We start from the raw sequence: 19765 nt of genomic DNA on the forward strand, positions 1-19765 counted from the left end.
CAAGCCTACAAGCCTACAAATAGCTTATTATCTAAATATCAACCTTGCAAATTTATTTTGGGAGGTTGTTAATGTCTAGAAGCAGTACAAAAGTAAGCGAATCTATCACTGAAAATATATTTAGAGAATTTTATTCTAAAGAAAATTTTATTGAAAAATCTGCAATTCCAAATGAATATGGATTTAAATCCAAGAATAATACTGGGGAAGTAGGTTATCCTGATTTTTTTAAAGATTTAGATGAATATTGCATTGTCGTTGAAGCTAAATCTACGAAACACTCTGATGCAGAAAATGAAGTTAAGTTCTATATGCTGGAAAACAACATTGATGTAGATATTATTGGCATTGCAATTTCAGGTCAATCAATAGAACAGTTAAAAGTAACTTATTTTTATAAGCTTTATAATAAGAATGAAATATTCACATTAAAAGTAAAAGATTCTTTAATAAGTATAGATTCACTTCATAAAAAATTTATAAAACATAAATATGGTGAGGTTATAACTGATGATGAGCTTATTACAGTAATTAAGTCCTTAAATGAAACATTCCACGCTGGAAACATTAGAGAAACAGAAAGAAGTTTATTCTTTTCTGGATTAATGATTGCTCTAACTAATCCCACATTTAGAAATACATATAAATCGATACAAAAACCATCAAAAGAAGAATGTGCTAAAATAAAGGTAACTCTATTACAAGCTCATCACTTAAATGCTGCGATTGTTAAAGCTATAAACATACAATTAGAATCAAAAATAAATTCTTTATCTAAGGAATACAGTTGGGAGGATAAGTTTTCTTTTATTAAAAATATTGATTTTGGATTAACAGAGTATAAGAATATAATTAAGAAAATAGAAAGTAAAATATATGCATCATATCTATTAGATGAAAAACAAGATCTTTTAGGAAAAGCTTATAAAATTTTTCTTTCAAGAGCTGGAAGTGCAGAAAGTAAAAATATTATTCTCACCCCAGATCATATTAAAGAACTAATGATAAAATTAGCTAGACTGAATGTTGATGATGTAATAATTGATACTTGTATGGGAACAGGTGGCTTCTTAATGGAAGCAATGGAAAAGCTAATTAACTTAGCCCAAGATAATGATGATAAAATATAAAAGAAAAGCAACTTATAGGATTTGAACTTGACTCTGTGTTATTTTCGCTTGCTTGCTCAAATATGTTTTTACATGGCGATGGTAGATCTAATTTATTATTCAGATCTAGTTTGTTAGATAATAATAGCCAAGTCGCGAATAATTATGATTCTGTGCTTTTTGATTATATTAAAAGTTTAAAGCCTACTAAATGTATTATTAACCCTCCTTATGAGAAAAATCAATCAATAAAATTTACATTACAAGCTTTAAAGTTTATCGAACAAAACGGAAAACTTATTATAATAATGCCTACCCCAACTTTAAATAAGAATAAGGATGGATTATTAAAAGATATTCTAAAGATAGCAAAACTTGATTTTGTAATAAAAATGCCAATGAATCTTTTTTCAGAACAAAAGAGAACTGTTAATACATCTATCTTTGGCTTTACAAAAACACCACATCATGAAAATGATAATGTCTTATTTTATAACTTAGCTGATGATGGATTTGTAAGTATCCAACATAAAGGTAGAATAGATAAGAATAACCGTTGGAATGATATTGAGAGTGAAATTTTAGATCATATAAGTGATTTCAAGGAAACAAAAGGATTATGCGAAAAAAGAAAAATATATGAAAAAAATATATTGAATCCAAATGGATACCAAAATGAACGAAACAGCACCTATCCACTACTTAAATTAAGTGATCTTTTTTATGTTAATGATGGTAATTTAGCTAGTAGTGATGCTAATGATAGTGGTGAATTTGATTTTATAACCGCATCGGAAGAATGGAAAAAACATGATGAATATACTCATGATTGTGAAGCTATTGTTTATGCAGCAAAAGCAGGTGGATCGTTAGGTAGAACTCATTATATTAATGGAAAATTTATTGCAAGCAACCTTTGCTATATCCTAACATCAAAGAATAATGAAAAGTATCCTATAAATATGGAATTTTATAATATTTACTTTTCAAGAGAAACTATCGTATCTAACCTAGCTGATGGAACATCAAAATTAACAATAGATAAGATATCTTTATCCGAATATCTTATTGAATATATCCCTATCGATATTCAAAATTCCTATGTTATATCACATATGGAAAAATATAAGAAAGCAATGGATGAGTTAAAACAAATAAAATATAAAATGAATAATGATATTTTATCTATCTTATAAAGAATAACTTTCTATACACATAAGCAATCTCGAAAGAGGTTGCTTTTTTCTTCTTGCAAATCGATCAAACTTTGATCTAAAATGCCACCCACTTTTGAGCAAATCTTCTCGTTTGCTTTTTTTCATATTTAATTCGTTCAACCAATTTAGCAAGAGAAACATGATTTATTGGCTACAAAACAATAAGTTGAAAGTTGATTATGCACGTTGAACGAAAAAAATGAAAAATAACAAAAAAACATCACCGCTTTTACTTTCTGCACTTCGCAACCTCTCTGCGTTCGCTATTTACGATTTATCTGATACCGAAATACTTATTCTTCTTAAAAATGCTCGTTGGGGAAATTCTCATTGTTTTCATACTGTTCAATGTCCTCGTTGCCAGATTGAGCATAAAGCCTATTTTATTTCTTCTCGTAAGCAATGGCAGTGCAAGCATTGCCAACATCGTTTTTCTGTAAAAAGTGGTACGATTTTTCAGCACACTAAACTTTCCCTAAAAAAGCTACTGTTATCGGTTTATTATTTCACTATCAATAGTAAAGGGATTTCTGCTCTTAACTTATCTCGTCATATTGGCGTGCAATATAAAACGTCATGGGCATTACTACATAAATTCCGTGAAGCAGTTGAAAAAACGCAAGATTACACACCACTCACGGGCATTATTCATATTGATGGTTGTTATGTGAATAACTACCTTCGCCCAAAAAATTTTAAACATAAGCGAATTGATAGACGTAAGAGATGCCACCAACGTAAAGACAAATCCTGTGTTATGGTTTTCCGTCAACAAGCTGCAAATCAGGAAATAATAAAAGGAGCCGACCGCACACTCGTTGCGTTAGTTAAAGAGGAAAATGCTGATGATATGTTTGCTTTAACACATCGCTTAGTCGCACAAAAATCTACAATTTGTGCTGATGAAAATCCTGCTTATGATGGCTTGGCATTTCACTATGACTTATGTCGCGTAAATCATTCGCAAGAATATTGCTCGATTGACGGCACCACCAACAACCTAGCAGAATCCTTCTTTGCAAGATTTAGAAGAATGATTATGAGTGTGTATCATAAGATGGGAAATAATTACATGATGCACTATGCGAATGAAACCGCATGGCGTGAGGATTTTCGTTACCAGTCAGATAAAGACAAATTCGACAACGTACTAAAACGCTGTTTGAAAGCTAGACCTTCACGAGATTTAACTGGCTACTGGCAGGGAAATAAGAAACCTGCGGCAAAATTCGGATTGGAAAGTTTATGTTTGGAAGCCTCAAACGATAACCAATATTTAGCCGTAGCCTAAATAATTTAAAACAACATAAGGAACAATGATGGAAACTATGACACACACGCCACTTAATGTGGATTTAAAAAAGATGGACTATGAAACCTTCAAAACTTTTATGCGAGAACTGGCTCAGATGTATTCAAATGTAAAAGATGATGCCTATCTGTTGTTCTATCACAATTTGCGAGACCTTGCGAAAGAAGTCAGTACTTTACCCCGTAATCCATTGATATTTTATGGAGCCTATGAAATCGCTAATAATCAGGTAGTCGTGGCGATATTTGAAATGCAATTTACCGATGAAGTCTATGAAACTGAAGATGGGAAGCCTTATCAGATGCTTTCTATTATTAGTAGTTTTGCAGAAGATAAAATCTATCTACGTTGCCCGACTAAAATTAGAGAACACCTCACCCAACCTGAATACGTTACTCTCTGCGAACAGGCTTATCCTACAATGATGGAACACATGTTGCTAGAGGAGCAACGAGAAAGACTGTTTAGAAGAAAACGGAAAAGTGAGTAATGGAAAAATAAGTAGAATTCTGTAAAATACATTTATTAAAAATAATGCCCTTATCGAAATAAGGGCATTTTTGTATGGTTTTGTTTAAATTTTCGGTCTTTGTGCAACTGCTACATAATACCGGAAATTCATATTTCATAGTGATTCTCCTATAAAAAATTTTATACATTTGAAACGTTTCAAATTCAATAATAAATCAATAATGAAACGTTTCAAAATGTAAATTTTCAATAATGAGAGAAAGATCACAAAATTTTACAAAATGATAAAAAGTATAGAGATAAATATGTTAGAACGATGGGGGGAGTAAATATTTATGATTTAATAATATAATTTTTAATTTTCCAATAAAAAAGAGCGGTCAACATTCCCTATGCTAGAACCTTAGCGACAAGTTTATTATTAGCTCTTTCGTCTACAAGTTTTGCAGATAATGCAACAAAGAAAATTCTTGAGAATTTTGAAACTTATCCCTTCTCACCGATGACGGTGGCGCATCGTGCTCAAGCAGGTGTTGAGAGCCGAATTTTTCCGGAAAATTCCATTGCAGCGATCAACCTTTCGATTAACCGTGGTGTAGGTATTATTGAAGTTGATCCACGTTTAACTGCTGATGGACATTATGTTCTTGTTCACGACGAAACGTTGGATAGAACAACGAATGTACAGGAGGTTTTTCCTTATTTGGCTGAAAAAGAGGGCAAATTTGCGGGCAAAGTGCTCGTCTCTAAATTGACATTAGAACAAATTAAACAATTGAAATTAACCGATGGTTTTGATGGGCAAATTCATCGCGTCCCCACGTTAAAAGAAGCACTTGAAGTAGCAAAAGATCGGGTCTTTCTTGATTTGGATTTAAAAGAAATTGATGTTGAAAAGCTATCAACGTTAGTCAAAGAATTTGGTACTGACAACTTGTTAGCCTATAACAACAATGCTGAAAAACTCAAAGCTGTTACGGATAAAACAGGCATTTTACCCCTGCCGATTAACCTTGCGATCACCAAAGGTGGAAACCCTGTTGCCGATTTTCATAAATTCCAACAAATGTGGGGGGAAAATTTCAAGATTATGCACACCTTTATGTCTGACATTACTCCCGAACTTGTCGCACTTGCCGATAAGCATAAAGTTCGCCTATGGATAAACACTCTAAATGATGCAGACGGAGCTGCGGAGCGTTTTGACTATTCGCTTTGGAAAAGCTATCTCAATTCAGGAGCAAATGTTTTCCAATCCGATTTATTGATTTACGTAATGCTTGTTTGAATATTAAACATGTTAAAGGTTGCGAAATATTCATTAACCAATAATTGACTTATATAGGAGCATCGTATGTTGAGTTTCTTTGATATTAAAAAAATTCCACCCATTGGTTTAACTACGGCAGAGCAACGTCGCCAATGGTTTAAACAGTTCTTAAAAGCCTTTATGGTAGTGTTTTTAGCTTATATGTGTATGTATTTGATCCGTAATAACTTTAAAGCGGCACAGCCGTTTTTAAAAGAAGAATACGGCATTTCTACTCTAGAATTAGGCTACATTGGTTTGGCATTTTCTATTGTGTACGGTATCGGTAAAACTGTGCTGGGGTATTTTATTGATGGTAGGAATACCAAAAAGATCATTTCAGCATTACTCATTGCCTCGTCTATTGTTGTGATGGCTATGGGATTAGTATTAAGTTTCTTTGGCTCGGTCGTTGGTGTGTTTATCGTGCTTTGGGGATTAAACGGCGTATTCCAATCAGCTGGTGGCCCGGCTTCTTATAGTACGATTTACCGCTGGGTACCGAGAACCAAACGTGCAACTGCAATGGGGCTATGGAACAGCTCACACAATGTAGGGGGCGCAATTGCAGGTGCTATAGCCTTATGGGGGGCAAATACATTCTTTGGCGGAAATATTGCCGGTATGTTTATTTTTCCTGCTGTAATTGCCTTAATTATCGGTATTATCGGGCTCTATTGGGGGAAGATGATCCAGAAGAATTAGGCTGGAATCGCAGTGAGGAAATTTTTGAAGAGCCTATTGAAGAGGAAAATACTGCGGCAGAAACAATGACAAAATGGGAAATCTTCAAAAAATATCTGCTTTCTAACCCTTGGGTTTGGGTACTTTGCTGTGCCAACGTATTTGGCTATATTTTACGCATTGGGATCGATAACTGGGCACCGCTCTATGTGCGTGAGACATTACATTTCAATAACTATGATGCCGTAAATACAATTTTGTGGTTTGAGGCAGGGGCATTTATCGGTAGCCTTTTCTGGGGCACAATTGCCGATTTCTTTAAAGGACGAACCGCTGCTGTGGGTACAGTCTGTTTAGCCATTGTATTTTTTGTGATTGATTTTTACCGTGATGGGACGAGTGTTATGGCCGTAAACATTGCTTTATTTAGCTTAGGGGCAATGATTTTCGGTACACTTACTCTTATTCCTATTTCGATTATCAATCTTGCACCAAAAAGAGGCGTAAGTGTTGCAAATGGTATAGCGGGAACATTCGGGTACTTATTTGGCGATTCCACAGCAAAAGTCGGGCTTGCTTTAATTGCCGATCCAAAACGTGATGGTTTAACTGTTTTCGGTCATCATTTACACGGTTGGACAGATGTCTTCATCGTCTTTAATGTTGCTTGTATTATTGCTGTCATATTGCTTTTCCTGGTGGCAATCATTGAGGAACGTAAAATCCGAACTATTCAAAAAGCGAAAGAACTCGGGTTAAAAGTAGCTAAACTTGAAGAATAATTGCTCAATATCTCACCGCTTGTATAAAACAAGCGGTGATTTCTACCGCACTTTTTGTAAAAAGGATACACAATGAAATTCAATCTCACCGATCACCCTCATAGACGTTACAACCCTTTAAAAAATGAATGGATTTTAGTTTCGCCGCATCGCGCTAAACGTCCTTGGAGTGGACAAGTCGATAAGTTACCTAATAATGATTTACCTGCTTACGATCCTAATTGTTTACTTTGCCCCAATAATAATCGTATTTCGGGTGAAAAAAATCCGGACTATCAAGGCACTTTTGTTTTCGACAATGATTTTGCTGCATTGATGCCGGATACCCCTAATCCCTCTCAATCTGATAACCCTCTGTTTCAAATAATGGGCGTACAAGGTTTAGCGAAGGTTATTTGCTATTCTCCCGATCATAATAAAACCTTGCCAGAACTTACCATCACACAAATTCGAGGGATTATTGATACTTGGAATACTCAAATTGAAGCATTAGGCAAACACTATCTATGGGTTCAAGTATTTGAAAATAAAGGGGAAATGATGGGCTGTTCGCAACCTCACCCACACGGTCAAATTTGGGCAAATTCATTTTTACCGAACGAGATTGCCTGTAAAGATAAAAACTTACATCACTATATGCAAAAATACGGCTCAAATTTACTGTTGGATTATGTGAATGCCGAATGTAAAGAGGGAAGAAGAAACGTGGTGGAAACAGAATATTGGTTAGCCGTTGTACCTTATTGGGCGGCTTGGCCTTATGAAACGATGTTATTGCCAAAACGCCATATTCGCCGAATGCAAGAATTGACTGAAAATGAAAAAACGGATCTCGCTTTTGCTCTAAAACAGCTTACGACTCGCTACGATAATCTGTTTGAATGCCCTTTTCCTTACTCAATGGGGTGGCATTATGCACCATTTTTTCAAAATGGTGAAAATCTCGATCATTGGCAATTACACGCCACTTTTTATCCGCCATTATTACGCTCTGCAACAGTGCGTAAATTTATGGTCGGCTATGAAATGTTGGCAGAAACACAACGGGATTTAACACCGGAACAAGCGGCAGAACGTTTAATGAATGTCAGCGATATCCATTATAAATCAGCATAATTTCTTGTTCTACCTGTGGGGTAATAAAGTACTATGCAAAAAATGCTTACGATTAGATTGATGACAATGATGTTACTGCAATATTTTGTACAGGGTTCTTGGAGTATGATGATGGGGGCAGTATTATCGGGTTACGATATGAGAAATAGTATTGGCACAACCTACACACTACTTGGCTTAGCTACTATTATTTCCCCATTGTTTATCGGAATGATTGCAGATCGCTTTTTTGCCGCAGAAAAAGTACTTGGTACGTTACATTTACTGAATAGTCTAGTGCTTTATCAGGTCGCACTTGCAATTTCTCATCAATATCATACTGTTTTTTTCGTGCTGATTTTCACTGTAGGTTTACTCTATTATCCGACTCTTGCCCTTTCCAACAGCATTGCTTTTCGACATTTGGAAGACAGCCGCCTTTTTCCGTTTATTCGGGTTGTGGGGAATATCGGTTTTATTCTCTCAGGTTTAGCAATGGGTTATTACGAAATTTTTAATCACGTTGTCGTCTTTAAAATTGCCACATTTGCGTCGATTATTTATGGGATTTATTGTTTTAGTCTGCCCAATACACCGCCCATCACAACCTCTCTCAACTGGCGAACCTTATTTTGTTTAGATGCCTTTCAGCTATTTAAAGATCGTTATTTCAGTCTTTTTATGATGATAACCCTTTTAGTGATGATCAGCAAAACAGCTTACAGCGCCTATATGCCTGTTTATCTTAAAGATTTCCAGCTAAATGCAGCAAATATGATGCAAATTGGTGTGGTATCGGAAGTACTGATAATGCTTTTTCTTAGTTTAATGATTAAGCGGTGGGGATTTAAACCGATTATGTTAATTGGTATCATCGCTTGGGCAGTGCGCTCTTTACTGCTTGCGATGTCCGCAATATCCACAGAACCTTTACTCTATATTCTGACCAGTTTAGTTCTGCAAGGCATTTGCTGGACGTTTTTTTTCACCGTTGGCGATATGTATGTGAACAGCAAAGCACAAAATCATATACGCACACAAGCCCAAAGTTTACGCCATATTTTTTCAAATGGTCTGGGAATACTCATCTCTCTCTGATTGGATTGATTTACAACCACACGCTCACTCACGATAAATTGCCGGAAATTGCAACACAATGGGCAACGTTTTGGTGGTATCCAACCCTGATAGCCTCCGTAAGTGCGGTCATCTTTTTGCTATTTTTCAAAGAAAGATGTTAAATCCATTAGATGGTTAAAGAAGATCTATTTGTTGCTGTATAAATTCAGCGGTAGCGACTTCTGATCGATCCTTTAATAAATAATCTTTTACTGCTTTACCAATAATGGTTTCGATCTGGCGTAAGTGAATAGCCTGATCACCCAATACATTTTCTCTAATGCCGTAGAATTTCGTCTGTTTTGCTAAAGCTAACCAAGGTAGAGATTGCGTAATACTTTGATTATCCATTAAATCATTTCTTGCCGATACACCACCTAGCTGGCTATATTGTTCTTGAATAATATGTTGTAAAAACCAACTAATAAACCATTCGCAAGCGGTCTGATTTGGCGTTTGTTTTAAAATAGCCAAAGATCCTCCTCCCAATAATGGACGCTGATTCGGAACAGAAGTAAATCCAACAGGGTAGAGCGAGTTATGATTGGAAATAGGCGAAAAGTGATTCATATAAACAAGAAGTAATGGAATTTCTCCTTGTTGAAAGAGTTCAGACTCATCTTTCCACCAGCTTTTTTCGAGTCGAATAGCATTTTCATATAAGGTTTTTAGTTGGCTTAAGCTCTCTTCTACGGCTTTCCGGTTAAATAAAATGTTTCCATTCTTAAAAATAGAAGGGAAATTAGCATAGTATCTAACAAAAAATTCGCTAGCGAGTGTGCCTTCATCATCAATAATTAATGCTGAACCTTTTTTAATTTCAGGATAGTCGACAACTCCCGATTGAAAAAAGTGTAATAAAAGATTAAATTGTTCAAAATTTGTTGGTAATGTTAATTCTTTATTATATTTTTCATAAAACAAGCGTTTAATTTTCGCATCTTCAAATATATCTTTGCGATAAAAAAGCATTTGAATACTTGGATCAAAAGGAACAGCATAGATTTTTTGTTGAAATTGACAAAATTTTTGAATAATACTGGCTGAGAAATGAGCTTCTAATGTCTCAATTGTTAAAAAATCTAATGGCAATAAATAAGATTGTGCAAAATAAGGCAAGCTCTCCATATCAATTCTTACCATATCATACTGATTTGTCCGAGTATTTTTTCCTAACTCATTAGGCATATCTGCAAACGTACAGGTATCAATATGTACTTGAATATTTGTTAATTTGGTAAAGTGTGGAATAAGTTTCTTTAATGCGTCAATAGAGGGAGTGTTAACGGCTAGAATTTTGATTATATTATTTTTATTTTGATCTCTATTTTGTGGAAGAAAATCTAAAAAACTAAAATGAAAAGGTTCAATGGCTGTATTTTCCTTTCTAATATAGGCTAATATTTTTTTACTTATATAGCCGTAGTCTAGCCCATATAACCTAAAGCGAGTATCATTATTAAAATTATTTCGATAAAACGTATAAATTTTAGGGAAAGGTTTATTTGAAAAATAGTACGCATTATGAATTAACTTTGCCGTTTCAAACGAAGTGGTAAATAGCATTGAGTGGTTTTCTGATTGAGCGAGTTCAAAAGCAAGTAAATGACTGTTTTTATGTTGTTCGATAAACTCTAGTTTAATATTTTCCTGTATTGCTTTTGTCATCAAATAGGCATAATCTTCTTGTGAAAAATCAGAAAATTCATCTTTAATAATAATTCCCTGTTTTATATCTTCTCTCACCCAGTGTTGAATGTAATGATCAATTACTGAAGTATAGTCGAACCGAATAATATTCTTGCCACCATCAATATTCCGATAAATAAATAAACACTTTTCTAATAGATTTCCATATTCTTTCGCATTATCTACACAAGAATCTGAAATAACAAAAAGATAATTTTCCTCTTTGATTCTTTTAATTATTTCTCTTTCTTTTTCTTTTTTATTGTAAGAAAGATAAAGCTCTAAAATAAAATTATCTTCTTGAAAGTTTAAATTTAAGTTTTCATATAAATAACTATATTTCATCTCGATAATATTAGGTAAAATAATCGCAATTTTATTACTGATACCACGCTTTAAATTTACCGCCTGTATATTTCGCTGATAACCTAATTTATCAATCGCTCGTTGAACTTTTTCTATTTTATCTAAACTTACCCCATTTTTCCCATTGAGAACATTAGAAACTGTTCCCAAAGAGACTCCCGCCTCTTTTGCAAGATCTTTTATTGTCACGATCATAAAATTATCCTAGAAAATATAAGTGAGATATTTATTCTCAATAAATCTTATTAGGGACGCTCCTATGCCGTACGTTTTTTAATTTCAAAAAACGACCGCACTTTTATCAAATATCAAAAAATATTGTGATATCTCACTAAATCTTCTCGATTAATCGCAAAAACACCCAGCCCACCATTTTTAAGATCAACCCATTTAAATGGCACATCAGGATATTGTTCAATTAGGCTTACCATGCTATTTCCCACCTCACAAATCAATAGGCCGTTTTCCGTTAAATAATCAGGTGCTTGTTTTAGAATTTGTTTGGTGATGTCTAAACCGTCTTTACCTGATCCCAAAGCGAGTTCAGGTTCAAAGTGAAATTCTTCCGGCATATCAGCAAGATCGTCTTCATCTACATAAGGTGGATTTGTCACAATAAGATCGTATTTTTGACCAAGAATATTCTCAAATAAATTTGATTGAATAGGGAAGACACGGTGTTCCAATTGGTGACGGGCAATATTGATTTCTGCAACATTTAAGGCATCAGCGGATAAATCCACGGCATCTACTTCCGCTTCAGGGAAAGCATACGCACAGGCAATTGCAATACAAGCACTACCGGTACAAAGATCAAGAATGTGTTGTGGCGATTGTTTCACTAATCCGTCAAAGTGATCCTGAATGAGTGCGCTAATTGGCGAACGAGGAATAATCGTGCGTTCATCCACATAAAACTCATGGCCACAAAACCACGCACTGTTTGTTAGGTAGGCAACCGGTACACGTTGTTCGATACGGGTTAAAACCAGTTGGACGAGGCTTTCTTTTTCTGAGGGGGTTAAACGGCTGTGGAATAATTCGGTCGGTAGATCAATAGGTAATTGTAAACCGGCAAGCACGAGCTGAAGGCTTTCATCCCAAGCATTATCATATCCCTGCCCATAGTAAATATCAGAACGGTTAAATACGCTATATGTCCAACGGAGAAAATCTTGAATGGTATAAAGTTCATGAGCAACATTATCTTCTAAAATTGTTGCCACTAATTCTTGGTTATATGTGGTTTCCATCATATTTTCCTTATAAAAAAATTTGCGTAGTTATACCACATAAGGCGGTTTATAACTATGATATGATACGCAAAATTTGAAATGAGTGAGAAAAAATGAAAGACGAATTTGAGTTATTTCGTGCTGAAACGAAAGGTATTAAGCCCATTAAACAAGATACTTTTATCGCTCTGCGTCAAAAGAGCGGTCAAAAAAAATCCCATTTGCGTGATATTCGTGAAAAAGAGGATACCTTATTTTATTTTTCCGATGAATATGAACCTCTGCTTAATGAAAATGATGGTATGGTAAAGTACCTTCGTGAAGGTGAGGATTCTCATTTACTGAAACGATTACGCCGAGGGGATTTTTCTCCCGAATTATTTTTAGATTTACACGGTTTAACCCGTGAACAGGCAAAAATGGAATTAGCGGCTTTATTGCTTGCCTGCGAAAATGAACGTGTAGATTGTGCGAGCATTATGACCGGTTACGGGAGTTTTACGTTGAAAAAACAAATTCCCCGTTGGCTTGTTCAACATCCCAAAGTACGTGCGTTGCATCAAGCTCCGAGAGAATGGGGCGGTGAGGCGGCAATTTTGATTTTAATTGAGGTGTAATTCACCACGAAAAAATGTTTCAAACTGATGAAAAAGTGCGGTCAATTTTGATTGCGTTTTTCGGTATTATTCGCTAAAAGCAAATATAAAAATAACTTGAACCATAGGGACACACTGCGTGTGTCCGCTTAACACGCCATTTATCCTAGGTTTCTGAACACAGCCCTAAACTCGCCAAAAACTCAATAAATGCCCGTACTTTTGCCGGTAAGTGTCGGCGGTTTGGGTACACCACGTGAATTTCCAATTCTTGCTGTTTGTATTCCGGTAAAATTTCCACTAATTCGCCACTTTCAAAGGCATCACCGAGAATAAAGCGGGGTAAATTCACAATCCCAAGTCCTGCTTTTGCCATATCCAATAGGGCTAATCCATTATTGCTCACAACTTTTGATTTGATTTTAAAACGTTGTGTTTGATTTGGCCGTACGCTTTGCCAGTTCACCTGATTTAATGTACTTTTATAAAGTAGCCCTTCATGCTGTTCTAAATCATTAGGTGTTTTTGGAACACCGTATTGATCAAGATAACGGGGAGAGGCGGCAAAGTGAATAGTAGAGGTGCTAATTTTACGGGCCACTAAAGAACTATCTTGCATATAGCCAATGCGTAAAGCAAGGTCGTAGCCTTCAGCAAGGAGATCGATCTTTTTATCATTAAATTCTACTTCAATATGTAAATTAGGATGTGCCGCAATAAACATAGGTAGGTTAGGGGAAATAAATAACAAGCCAAAATCACGTGGTACAGAAATAAGAAGATTGCCTTGCAAACTTGTGGTCATATTGCTAATACTGGCATCTGCTTCATCTAAATCCTGTAAAATCCCTTGGCAACGTTGGTAATACATCATACCGGCTTCGGTGGGCATAATTTTTCTTGTGGTACGCTGTAACAAACGGGTTTTGAGATGTTCTTCAAGTTGAGAAACCAATTTACTTGCCATTGCGACAGAAATATTTTGTTGTAATGCTGCTTGAGTAAAACTCTGGGTTTCAATGACCTTACAAAAAATGGAAATCGCATTGAGTTTGTCCATTTATATCCCTTTATTTCAAAAAAAACTTGATTTTGCTACCGTAAGTTTGCACTATACCGCCAATTTTACAAAATGCTAGCAAAAATTGGGTAATAAAATGAGTAAATCTTTGGTGATAGTCGAGTCACCGGCAAAAGCGAAGACCATTAATAAATATTTAGGCAGCCAATATGTGGTGAAATCTAGTGTTGGACATATTCGTGATTTACCCACAGTGGGGACAAGTAGCGGCGAAAAAGCTAAGCCTATTTCCACAAAAGGGATGAGTGCGGAAGAGAAAGCAAACATAAAAGCAGAAAAAGAACGTAGCGCTTTAGTTAAACGCATGGGGATTGATCCCTACCACGAGTGGAAAGCCAATTATCAAATTTTGCCGGGGAAAGAAAAAGTCGTAGCAGAATTAAAAAATCTCGCTAAAAAAGCTGACCATGTTTATCTTGCCACCGATTTGGATAGAGAAGGGGAAGCCATTGCATGGCATTTACGTGAAGTCATTGGCGGTGATGATGATCGTTTTAGCCGTGTAGTATTTAATGAAATCACTAAAAATGCGATTAAACAAGCCTTTGAAAAACCTGAACAATTGAATATGGATCGGGTGAATGCTCAACAAACACGCCGTTTTTTAGACCGAGTGGTGGGCTTTATGGTATCACCGCTACTCTGGAAAAAGGTTGCACGAGGTTTATCTGCCGGACGTGTACAATCTGTTGCAGTCAAATTATTAGTGGAACGTGAGCGTGAAATTAAGGCATTTCAACCGGAAGAATATTGGGAAGTAGGCGTTCTCACCCAAACTTTAGGCAAAGAAAATATCCGTTTGGATGTGACAGACTATCAAGGAAAAACATTTGATCCTAAAAATCAGAGAGAGGCTCAAAGTGCGGTCGATTTTTTGAAAGTTTCTGATTACGTTGTCACAGATTTAGAAACTAAACCGACCAGTTCACGCCCGAGAGCTCCTTTTATCACATCAACATTACAACAAACAGCCAGTACCCGTTTGAGCTTTGGTGTGAAAAAAACCATGATGCTTGCACAACGTCTTTATGAAGCAGGCTATATCACTTATATGCGTACGGACTCGACTAATTTGAGTCAAGATGCGCTCAATATGGCTCGGAGTTATATTGAAAATCGTTTTGGTGCACAATATTTACCGACAAAACCGAATTTTTATTCCAGTAAAGAAAATGCGCAAGAAGCCCATGAAGCTATTCGTCCATCAGATGTCAACACGTTACCGGAACATTTAGAAGGAATGGATAAAGATGCTGTGCGTCTTTATGATTTAATTTGGCGTCAATTTTTAGCCTGTCAAATGCCACCGGCACAATATGATAGTAGCACGCTTACTGTTACTGCGGGTGATTATACGTTAAAAGCCAAAGGGAGAATTTTACGTTTTGATGGTTGGACGAAAGTCTTACCGCAAATGGGGAAAAATCCTGAAGATCAAGAGTTGCCTGAAGTGGCGGTTGCCGAAAAATTAAATTTAAAAGAAGTGCAACCAAGCCAACATTTTACTAAACCGCCAGCCCGTTTTACTGAAGCAGCATTAGTAAAAGAATTAGAAAAACGGGGAATCGGTCGTCCTTCTACTTATGCGGCGATCATTTCTACAATTCAAGAACGTGGTTATGTAAGAACAGAAAACCGCCGTTTTTATGCCGAGAAAATGGGGGAAATTGTCACGGATCGCCTCAATGAATCTTTTGGTGATTTGATGAATTATGACTTCACAGCCAATATGGAAAATGTGCTTGACCAAATCGCTTCAGGCTCCGTAAATTGGAAAACGGAATTAAATCAATTTTTTAAAGATTTTTCTAATCAGTTATCAAAAGCAGAGTTAGACGAACTGGAAGGCGGCATGCGTCCGAATAGCTTGGTTGAAACGGATATTCAATGTCCGACTTGTGGCAGAAATATGGCTATTCGTACGGCAAGCACTGGGGTATTCTTGGGCTGTACAGGCTATGCTTTACCACCTAAAGAGCGTTGCAAAACGACGATTAATTTAATTCCAGAAGCAGAATTATTAAACGTATTAGATGAATCTTCCGAAACAAAAGCATTGATGGAGCGTAAACGTTGTCCAAAATGTGATACTGCAATGGATAGCTATGTTATTGATACTGAACGTAAAATCCATATTTGTGGTAATAATCCAAATTGTGACGGCTATTTGATTGAAGAAGGTTCTTTCAAAATTAAAGGTTATGATGGGCCTGTTGTTGAGTGTGATAAATGTGGTTCGGATATGCACCTAAAATTAGGTCGTTTCGGCAAATATATGGCTTGCACAAAGTGTGATAATACACGCAAAATTTTAAAAAATGGAGAAGTTGCACCACCAAAAGAAGAACCGGTACATTTCCCTGAATTGAAATGTGAAAAATCCGATGCTTATTTTGTATTACGTGATGGGGCAAGTGGGGTCTTTATGTCAGCCCATAATTTCCCTAAATCCCGAGAAACACGCCCGGCAAAAGTCGCTGAGTTAGCATTATATCGGGATCGTCTGCCGGAAAAATTGGCTTATCTTGCTGATGCGCCACAAAAAGATCCGGAAGGGAATGAAGCCATTATCCGTTTTAGCCGTAAAGAGAAAAAACAGTATGTGACTTCAGAAAAAGACGGCAAGGCAACAAAATGGATTGTTGATTTTATTGATGGAAAATGGATTGAACGAAAAAAATAGAAGATAAAAAGTACGGTTAATTTTAACCGCACTTTTTGTTTTTAGCGGGTATTATAAATTTCAACGACATGTAGGGACACACTGAGTGTGTCCGATGAAATGATTTGATTCTATAATGAACACATGCAATGTGTCTCTACTATATATCATTGAAATTTCTACTTTTGTGCATTTGCTATATAATACCGAAATTTATCTCAGCTTTGACCGCACTTTATTTCATTTATTTATTACCTAACCTGTGTTACGCATTCCGGCAGCGATACCGGTAATAGTGATCATCAATGCCTGTTCTACATCAGGATTTGCTTGATCCGGATTTTCACGGAAACGGTGGAGTAGCTCCACTTGGAGAAGATTAAGTGGATCTGTGTAGATATTGCGTAGCGCAATAGACTCGGCAATCCATGGCAAATCAGACATTAATTCATTACGGTGAGAGAGGGAAAGTACCGTTTGAATATCTGCTTTCAATTGTTGGCGTAGATTTTCGCCTAAATACCAAAGCTCTTTTTTCACCAAACGTTGATCATATTGTTGTGAAAGCCAAAGGTCTGCTTTGCTGAATACCATTTCTAGCATACCGATTCGGGTAGAGAAAAATGGCCATGTTTGACACATTTCTTCAATCACATCACCTTTTCCACTTTCAATCACTTGACGTACTGCTGCACCGGCGCCTAGCCATGCCGGTAACATGAGTCGATTTTGCATCCAAGCGAAAATCCAAGGAATGGCTCGAAGACTTTCTACCCCCCCGTTTGGATTACGTTTTGCCGGGCGTGAACCTAGGGGTAATTTAGAGAGTTCTTGTTCCGGTGTCGCACTGCGGAAGTAAGGCACAAAGTCTTTATCACCACGCACCACGTCACGGTAGATTTTACAAGAAATCGTGGAAAGTTCATCCATGATGGCACGCCATTCTGCTTTGGGCTCTGGTGGGGGTAAAAGGTTGGCTTCTAAAATTGCACTCGCGTAAAGGTCGAAGGTTTCCACTGCGACAGCCGGTAAACCGAGTTTAAAGCGGATCATTTCACCTTGTTCTGTGACACGCAAGCCATTTTTCAATGAGCGTGGTGGTTGAGAAAGTAGAGCAGCATGAGCCGGCGCGCCACCTCGACCGATTGTGCCGCCACGTCCGTGGAATAAGGTGAGTTCAATCCCTAGTTTTTCAGTTAAATTCACGAGAGCTTCTTGTGCACGATATTGTGCCCATGAGGCAGCCATCATACCGGCATCTTTTGCGGAATCAGAATAGCCTATCATCACCATTTGGCGGTTGTTAATTACGCCTCGATACCAACCAATGTTGAAAAGCTGAGTCATTACATCTTCGGCTGCATTTAAGTCATCTAGCGTTTCAAAGAGGGGGACAACAGGAATATGATAAGGAACGCCTGCTTCTTTCAATAACAAATGAACAGCGAGTACATCAGAGGCATTTTGAGCCATAGAAATAACGTAACAGGCAATGACCCCTTGTTTTTGTGAGGCAACTACTCGACAGGTATCAAGAATCTCTTGTGTTTCTGCTGATGGTGTCCAATTTTGTGGAATTAACGGGCGACGTGAACTTAATTCTCGAATAAGGAAAGCTTGTTTGTCTTCTTCTGTCCATTGGGAATAATCACCTAAACCGATATAACCTGTGATTTCCGCAATGGCATTGGTATGACGTGTACTTTCTTGACGAATATCCATTTGTGACAAGGTGACGCCAAAGCAACGGATACGATGTAAAATATCAAGCAATGAGCCGTTTGCAATAATACGCATACCGCATGCCATAAGAGATTGATAACAATCGTAAAGTGGTTCCCAAAGTTGGTTATCCTCTAAAATAATGTCATTTTCTGTGACACGAGGCAGACGATCCGCAAGGAGATCATCAAAGTAGGCGAGGGTCGTGGTGAGTTTTGTACGTAATTCTTTTACCACGGCACGATAAGGCTCTAAATGATCGCCATATTTTGCTCGAAATTCATCAGTACATTTCACCATAGAAAGTTCATCGGCAAGTTTGCTGATATCTTGAAGGAATAAATCCGCTGCTTTCCAACGGGCAAAATTCAGCACTTTTTGAGTAATTTTAGCGGTAACAAATGGGTTGCCATCACGGTCTCCGCCCATCCAAGAAGAAATGCGAACGGGTTTTAACCCCACCGGCAAATCATAACCTAAGAATTCACGTGCATTTTCATTTAATTGACGTAGAAATTCCGGTACGGCTTGCCAAAGGCTGTTTTCTAACATCGCAAAACCCCATTTCGCTTCGTCAAACGGGGTAGGACGAACTGTGCGGATTTCATTGGTATGCCAAGCTTCGGCGATTAAACGAAGGAGCAGACGTTCAATCACGCTTCGTTCTTTTGGAGTGAGATCACCGTGTTCTAATTTGCTTAAGCATTTATTGATTTCAACATGTTTATGGATGAGTGAACGGCGTGTTGTTTCTGTCGGGTGTGCCGTTAAGACGAGTTCAATTAATAGTTTTTCAATGGTTTTATAGACGTCCTCTTTTGAGGCATTTTCCGCCTTTAAACGCGTGAATAGGGCGTGTAAAGAGCGTTCTGAAGGGGCTTTTTGTGAATGTTCACGAGAGATAGTTTGATATTGTTCCGCAATATTGGTTAGGTTCAAAAATTGGCTGAATGCTCGTGCTACGGGGATGATATTATCCGTTGAAATATTCGCGAGCGTGTCGAGCAGTGCTTGGCGTGCATTGTCATCTCCTGCACGAGAATCACGAGATAGTTTGCGGATATTTTCGATAAGTTCAAGAATATCGGCACCTTGTGCATCGTTAATGGTTTCTCCGAGAAAACGCCCTAACATATTGATGTTATTGCGTAGAGTTGCATACTCTTGTGTCATAAAAACTCCTAAAATAAGGTAAAAAAATAAAACTGCGGTAGATATAACTAAAAATAGGTGTTCGGTCAAACCCTATAAGAAAAAAGATTGATAAAAAACAAGAAAATTAAATATTCCAAAAAAGAACCGCACTTTCTATATGT

General features: G+C 36.9%; 15 protein-coding genes. 11 read left to right on the plus strand and 4 right to left on the minus strand.

Annotated features, from left to right (window positions below; translation table 11 throughout):
• Positions 1–71 precede the first annotated feature (71 nt).
• From BKK54_RS12095 to BKK54_RS00695, 9 genes are all read left to right on the plus strand, one after another.
• Positions 72–1130, plus strand: coding sequence for an N-6 DNA methylase (locus tag BKK54_RS12095; protein ID WP_208605802.1), 1059 nt, complete (start codon positions 72–74; stop codon positions 1128–1130).
• Between the two features lie 35 nt (positions 1131–1165).
• The gene (locus BKK54_RS12100; RefSeq protein ID WP_208605803.1) at positions 1166–2305 is read left to right on the plus strand and encodes a restriction endonuclease subunit S; all 1140 of its coding nucleotides are present in this window, start codon (positions 1166–1168) and stop codon (positions 2303–2305) included.
• Between the two features lie 220 nt (positions 2306–2525).
• The gene (locus BKK54_RS00670) at positions 2526–3617 is read left to right on the plus strand and encodes an IS1595 family transposase (protein ID WP_077540539.1); all 1092 of its coding nucleotides are present in this window, start codon (positions 2526–2528) and stop codon (positions 3615–3617) included.
• Between the two features lie 28 nt (positions 3618–3645).
• Entirely contained in the window at positions 3646–4128 is a 483-nt protein-coding gene (locus tag BKK54_RS00675) for a hypothetical protein (RefSeq protein WP_077540542.1), read from the plus strand.
• A gap of 483 nt (positions 4129–4611) precedes the next feature.
• Positions 4612–5397 carry a glycerophosphodiester phosphodiesterase family protein gene (locus BKK54_RS00680; RefSeq protein WP_244153069.1) on the plus strand — a complete coding sequence of 262 codons (786 nt, stop codon included), beginning with the start codon at positions 4612–4614 and terminating at the stop codon, positions 5395–5397.
• A gap of 66 nt (positions 5398–5463) precedes the next feature.
• Entirely contained in the window at positions 5464–6123 is a 660-nt protein-coding gene (locus tag BKK54_RS12105; protein WP_279626072.1) for an MFS transporter, read from the plus strand.
• Entirely contained in the window at positions 6096–6884 is a 789-nt protein-coding gene (locus BKK54_RS12110; protein WP_279626073.1) for an MFS transporter, read from the plus strand. The genes BKK54_RS12105 and BKK54_RS12110 overlap by 28 nt, the downstream gene beginning before the upstream one ends.
• Positions 6885–6956: 72 nt before the next feature.
• Positions 6957–8000: a UDP-glucose--hexose-1-phosphate uridylyltransferase gene (locus BKK54_RS00690; RefSeq protein WP_077540544.1), complete on the plus strand. Its 1044-nt coding sequence runs from the start codon at positions 6957–6959 to the stop codon at positions 7998–8000.
• Between the two features lie 33 nt (positions 8001–8033).
• Positions 8034–9077 carry an MFS transporter gene (locus BKK54_RS00695; RefSeq protein WP_244153071.1) on the plus strand — a complete coding sequence of 348 codons (1044 nt, stop codon included), beginning with the start codon at positions 8034–8036 and terminating at the stop codon, positions 9075–9077.
• A gap of 156 nt (positions 9078–9233) precedes the next feature.
• Here the strand turns inward: BKK54_RS00695 and BKK54_RS00700 are convergent, their stop codons facing one another.
• Together BKK54_RS00700 and prmB are read right to left on the minus strand one after the other, a co-directional pair.
• Positions 9234–11348, minus strand: coding sequence for an extracellular solute-binding protein (locus BKK54_RS00700; RefSeq protein WP_077540546.1), 2115 nt, complete (start codon positions 11346–11348; stop codon positions 9234–9236).
• Between the two features lie 113 nt (positions 11349–11461).
• Positions 11462–12406 (minus strand): 50S ribosomal protein L3 N(5)-glutamine methyltransferase, encoded by a 945-nt coding sequence (gene prmB, locus BKK54_RS00705; RefSeq protein WP_077540548.1) that lies wholly within the window; start codon positions 12404–12406, stop codon positions 11462–11464.
• 95 nt (positions 12407–12501) lie between these two features.
• On the opposite strand from prmB, the gene smrB reads away from it, so the two are divergent.
• Positions 12502–13005 carry an endonuclease SmrB gene (gene smrB / locus BKK54_RS00710; RefSeq protein ID WP_077540550.1) on the plus strand — a complete coding sequence of 168 codons (504 nt, stop codon included), beginning with the start codon at positions 12502–12504 and terminating at the stop codon, positions 13003–13005.
• Positions 13006–13150: 145 nt separating this feature from the next.
• Here the strand turns inward: smrB and BKK54_RS00715 are convergent, their stop codons facing one another.
• Entirely contained in the window at positions 13151–14044 is an 894-nt protein-coding gene (locus tag BKK54_RS00715; RefSeq protein ID WP_077540552.1) for a LysR family transcriptional regulator, read from the minus strand.
• A gap of 97 nt (positions 14045–14141) precedes the next feature.
• Here BKK54_RS00715 and topA point away from each other — a divergent pair, with 97 nt between their 5' ends.
• Positions 14142–16748, plus strand: a complete 2607-nt coding sequence (gene topA, locus BKK54_RS00720) for a type I DNA topoisomerase (protein WP_077540554.1) — start codon at positions 14142–14144, stop codon at positions 16746–16748.
• Positions 16749–16982: 234 nt separating this feature from the next.
• Here the strand turns inward: topA and ppc are convergent, their stop codons facing one another.
• Positions 16983–19622: a phosphoenolpyruvate carboxylase gene (gene ppc, locus BKK54_RS00725; RefSeq protein WP_077540556.1), complete on the minus strand. Its 2640-nt coding sequence runs from the start codon at positions 19620–19622 to the stop codon at positions 16983–16985.
• Between the last annotated feature and the right edge of the window lie 143 nt (positions 19623–19765).

It is taken from the genome of Rodentibacter genomosp. 1 (genome assembly GCF_001999285.1).
Lineage (GTDB): Bacteria > Pseudomonadota > Gammaproteobacteria > Enterobacterales > Pasteurellaceae > Rodentibacter.

Bases quoted from the DNA above. Each gene is read 5' to 3' on its own strand.
- BKK54_RS12095 (WP_208605802.1), top strand. From the start codon at position 72: ATGTCTAGAAGCAGTACAAAAGTAAGCGAATCTATCACTGAAAATATA.
- BKK54_RS00670 (WP_077540539.1), top strand. From the start codon at position 2,526: ATGAAAAATAACAAAAAAACATCACCGCTTTTACTTTCTGCACTTCGC.
- BKK54_RS00675 (WP_077540542.1), top strand. From the start codon at position 3,646: ATGGAAACTATGACACACACGCCACTTAATGTGGATTTAAAAAAGATG.
- BKK54_RS00680 (WP_244153069.1), top strand. From the start codon at position 4,612: ATGACGGTGGCGCATCGTGCTCAAGCAGGTGTTGAGAGCCGAATTTTT.
- BKK54_RS12105 (WP_279626072.1), top strand. From the start codon at position 5,464: ATGTTGAGTTTCTTTGATATTAAAAAAATTCCACCCATTGGTTTAACT.
- BKK54_RS00690 (WP_077540544.1), top strand. From the start codon at position 6,957: ATGAAATTCAATCTCACCGATCACCCTCATAGACGTTACAACCCTTTA.
- BKK54_RS00695 (WP_244153071.1), top strand. From the start codon at position 8,034: ATGCAAAAAATGCTTACGATTAGATTGATGACAATGATGTTACTGCAA.
- BKK54_RS00700 (WP_077540546.1), bottom strand. From the start codon at position 11,348: ATGATCGTGACAATAAAAGATCTTGCAAAAGAGGCGGGAGTCTCTTTG.
- prmB (WP_077540548.1), bottom strand. From the start codon at position 12,406: ATGGAAACCACATATAACCAAGAATTAGTGGCAACAATTTTAGAAGAT.
- smrB (WP_077540550.1), top strand. From the start codon at position 12,502: ATGAAAGACGAATTTGAGTTATTTCGTGCTGAAACGAAAGGTATTAAG.
- BKK54_RS00715 (WP_077540552.1), bottom strand. From the start codon at position 14,044: ATGGACAAACTCAATGCGATTTCCATTTTTTGTAAGGTCATTGAAACC.
- topA (WP_077540554.1), top strand. From the start codon at position 14,142: ATGAGTAAATCTTTGGTGATAGTCGAGTCACCGGCAAAAGCGAAGACC.
- ppc (WP_077540556.1), bottom strand. From the start codon at position 19,622: ATGACACAAGAGTATGCAACTCTACGCAATAACATCAATATGTTAGGG.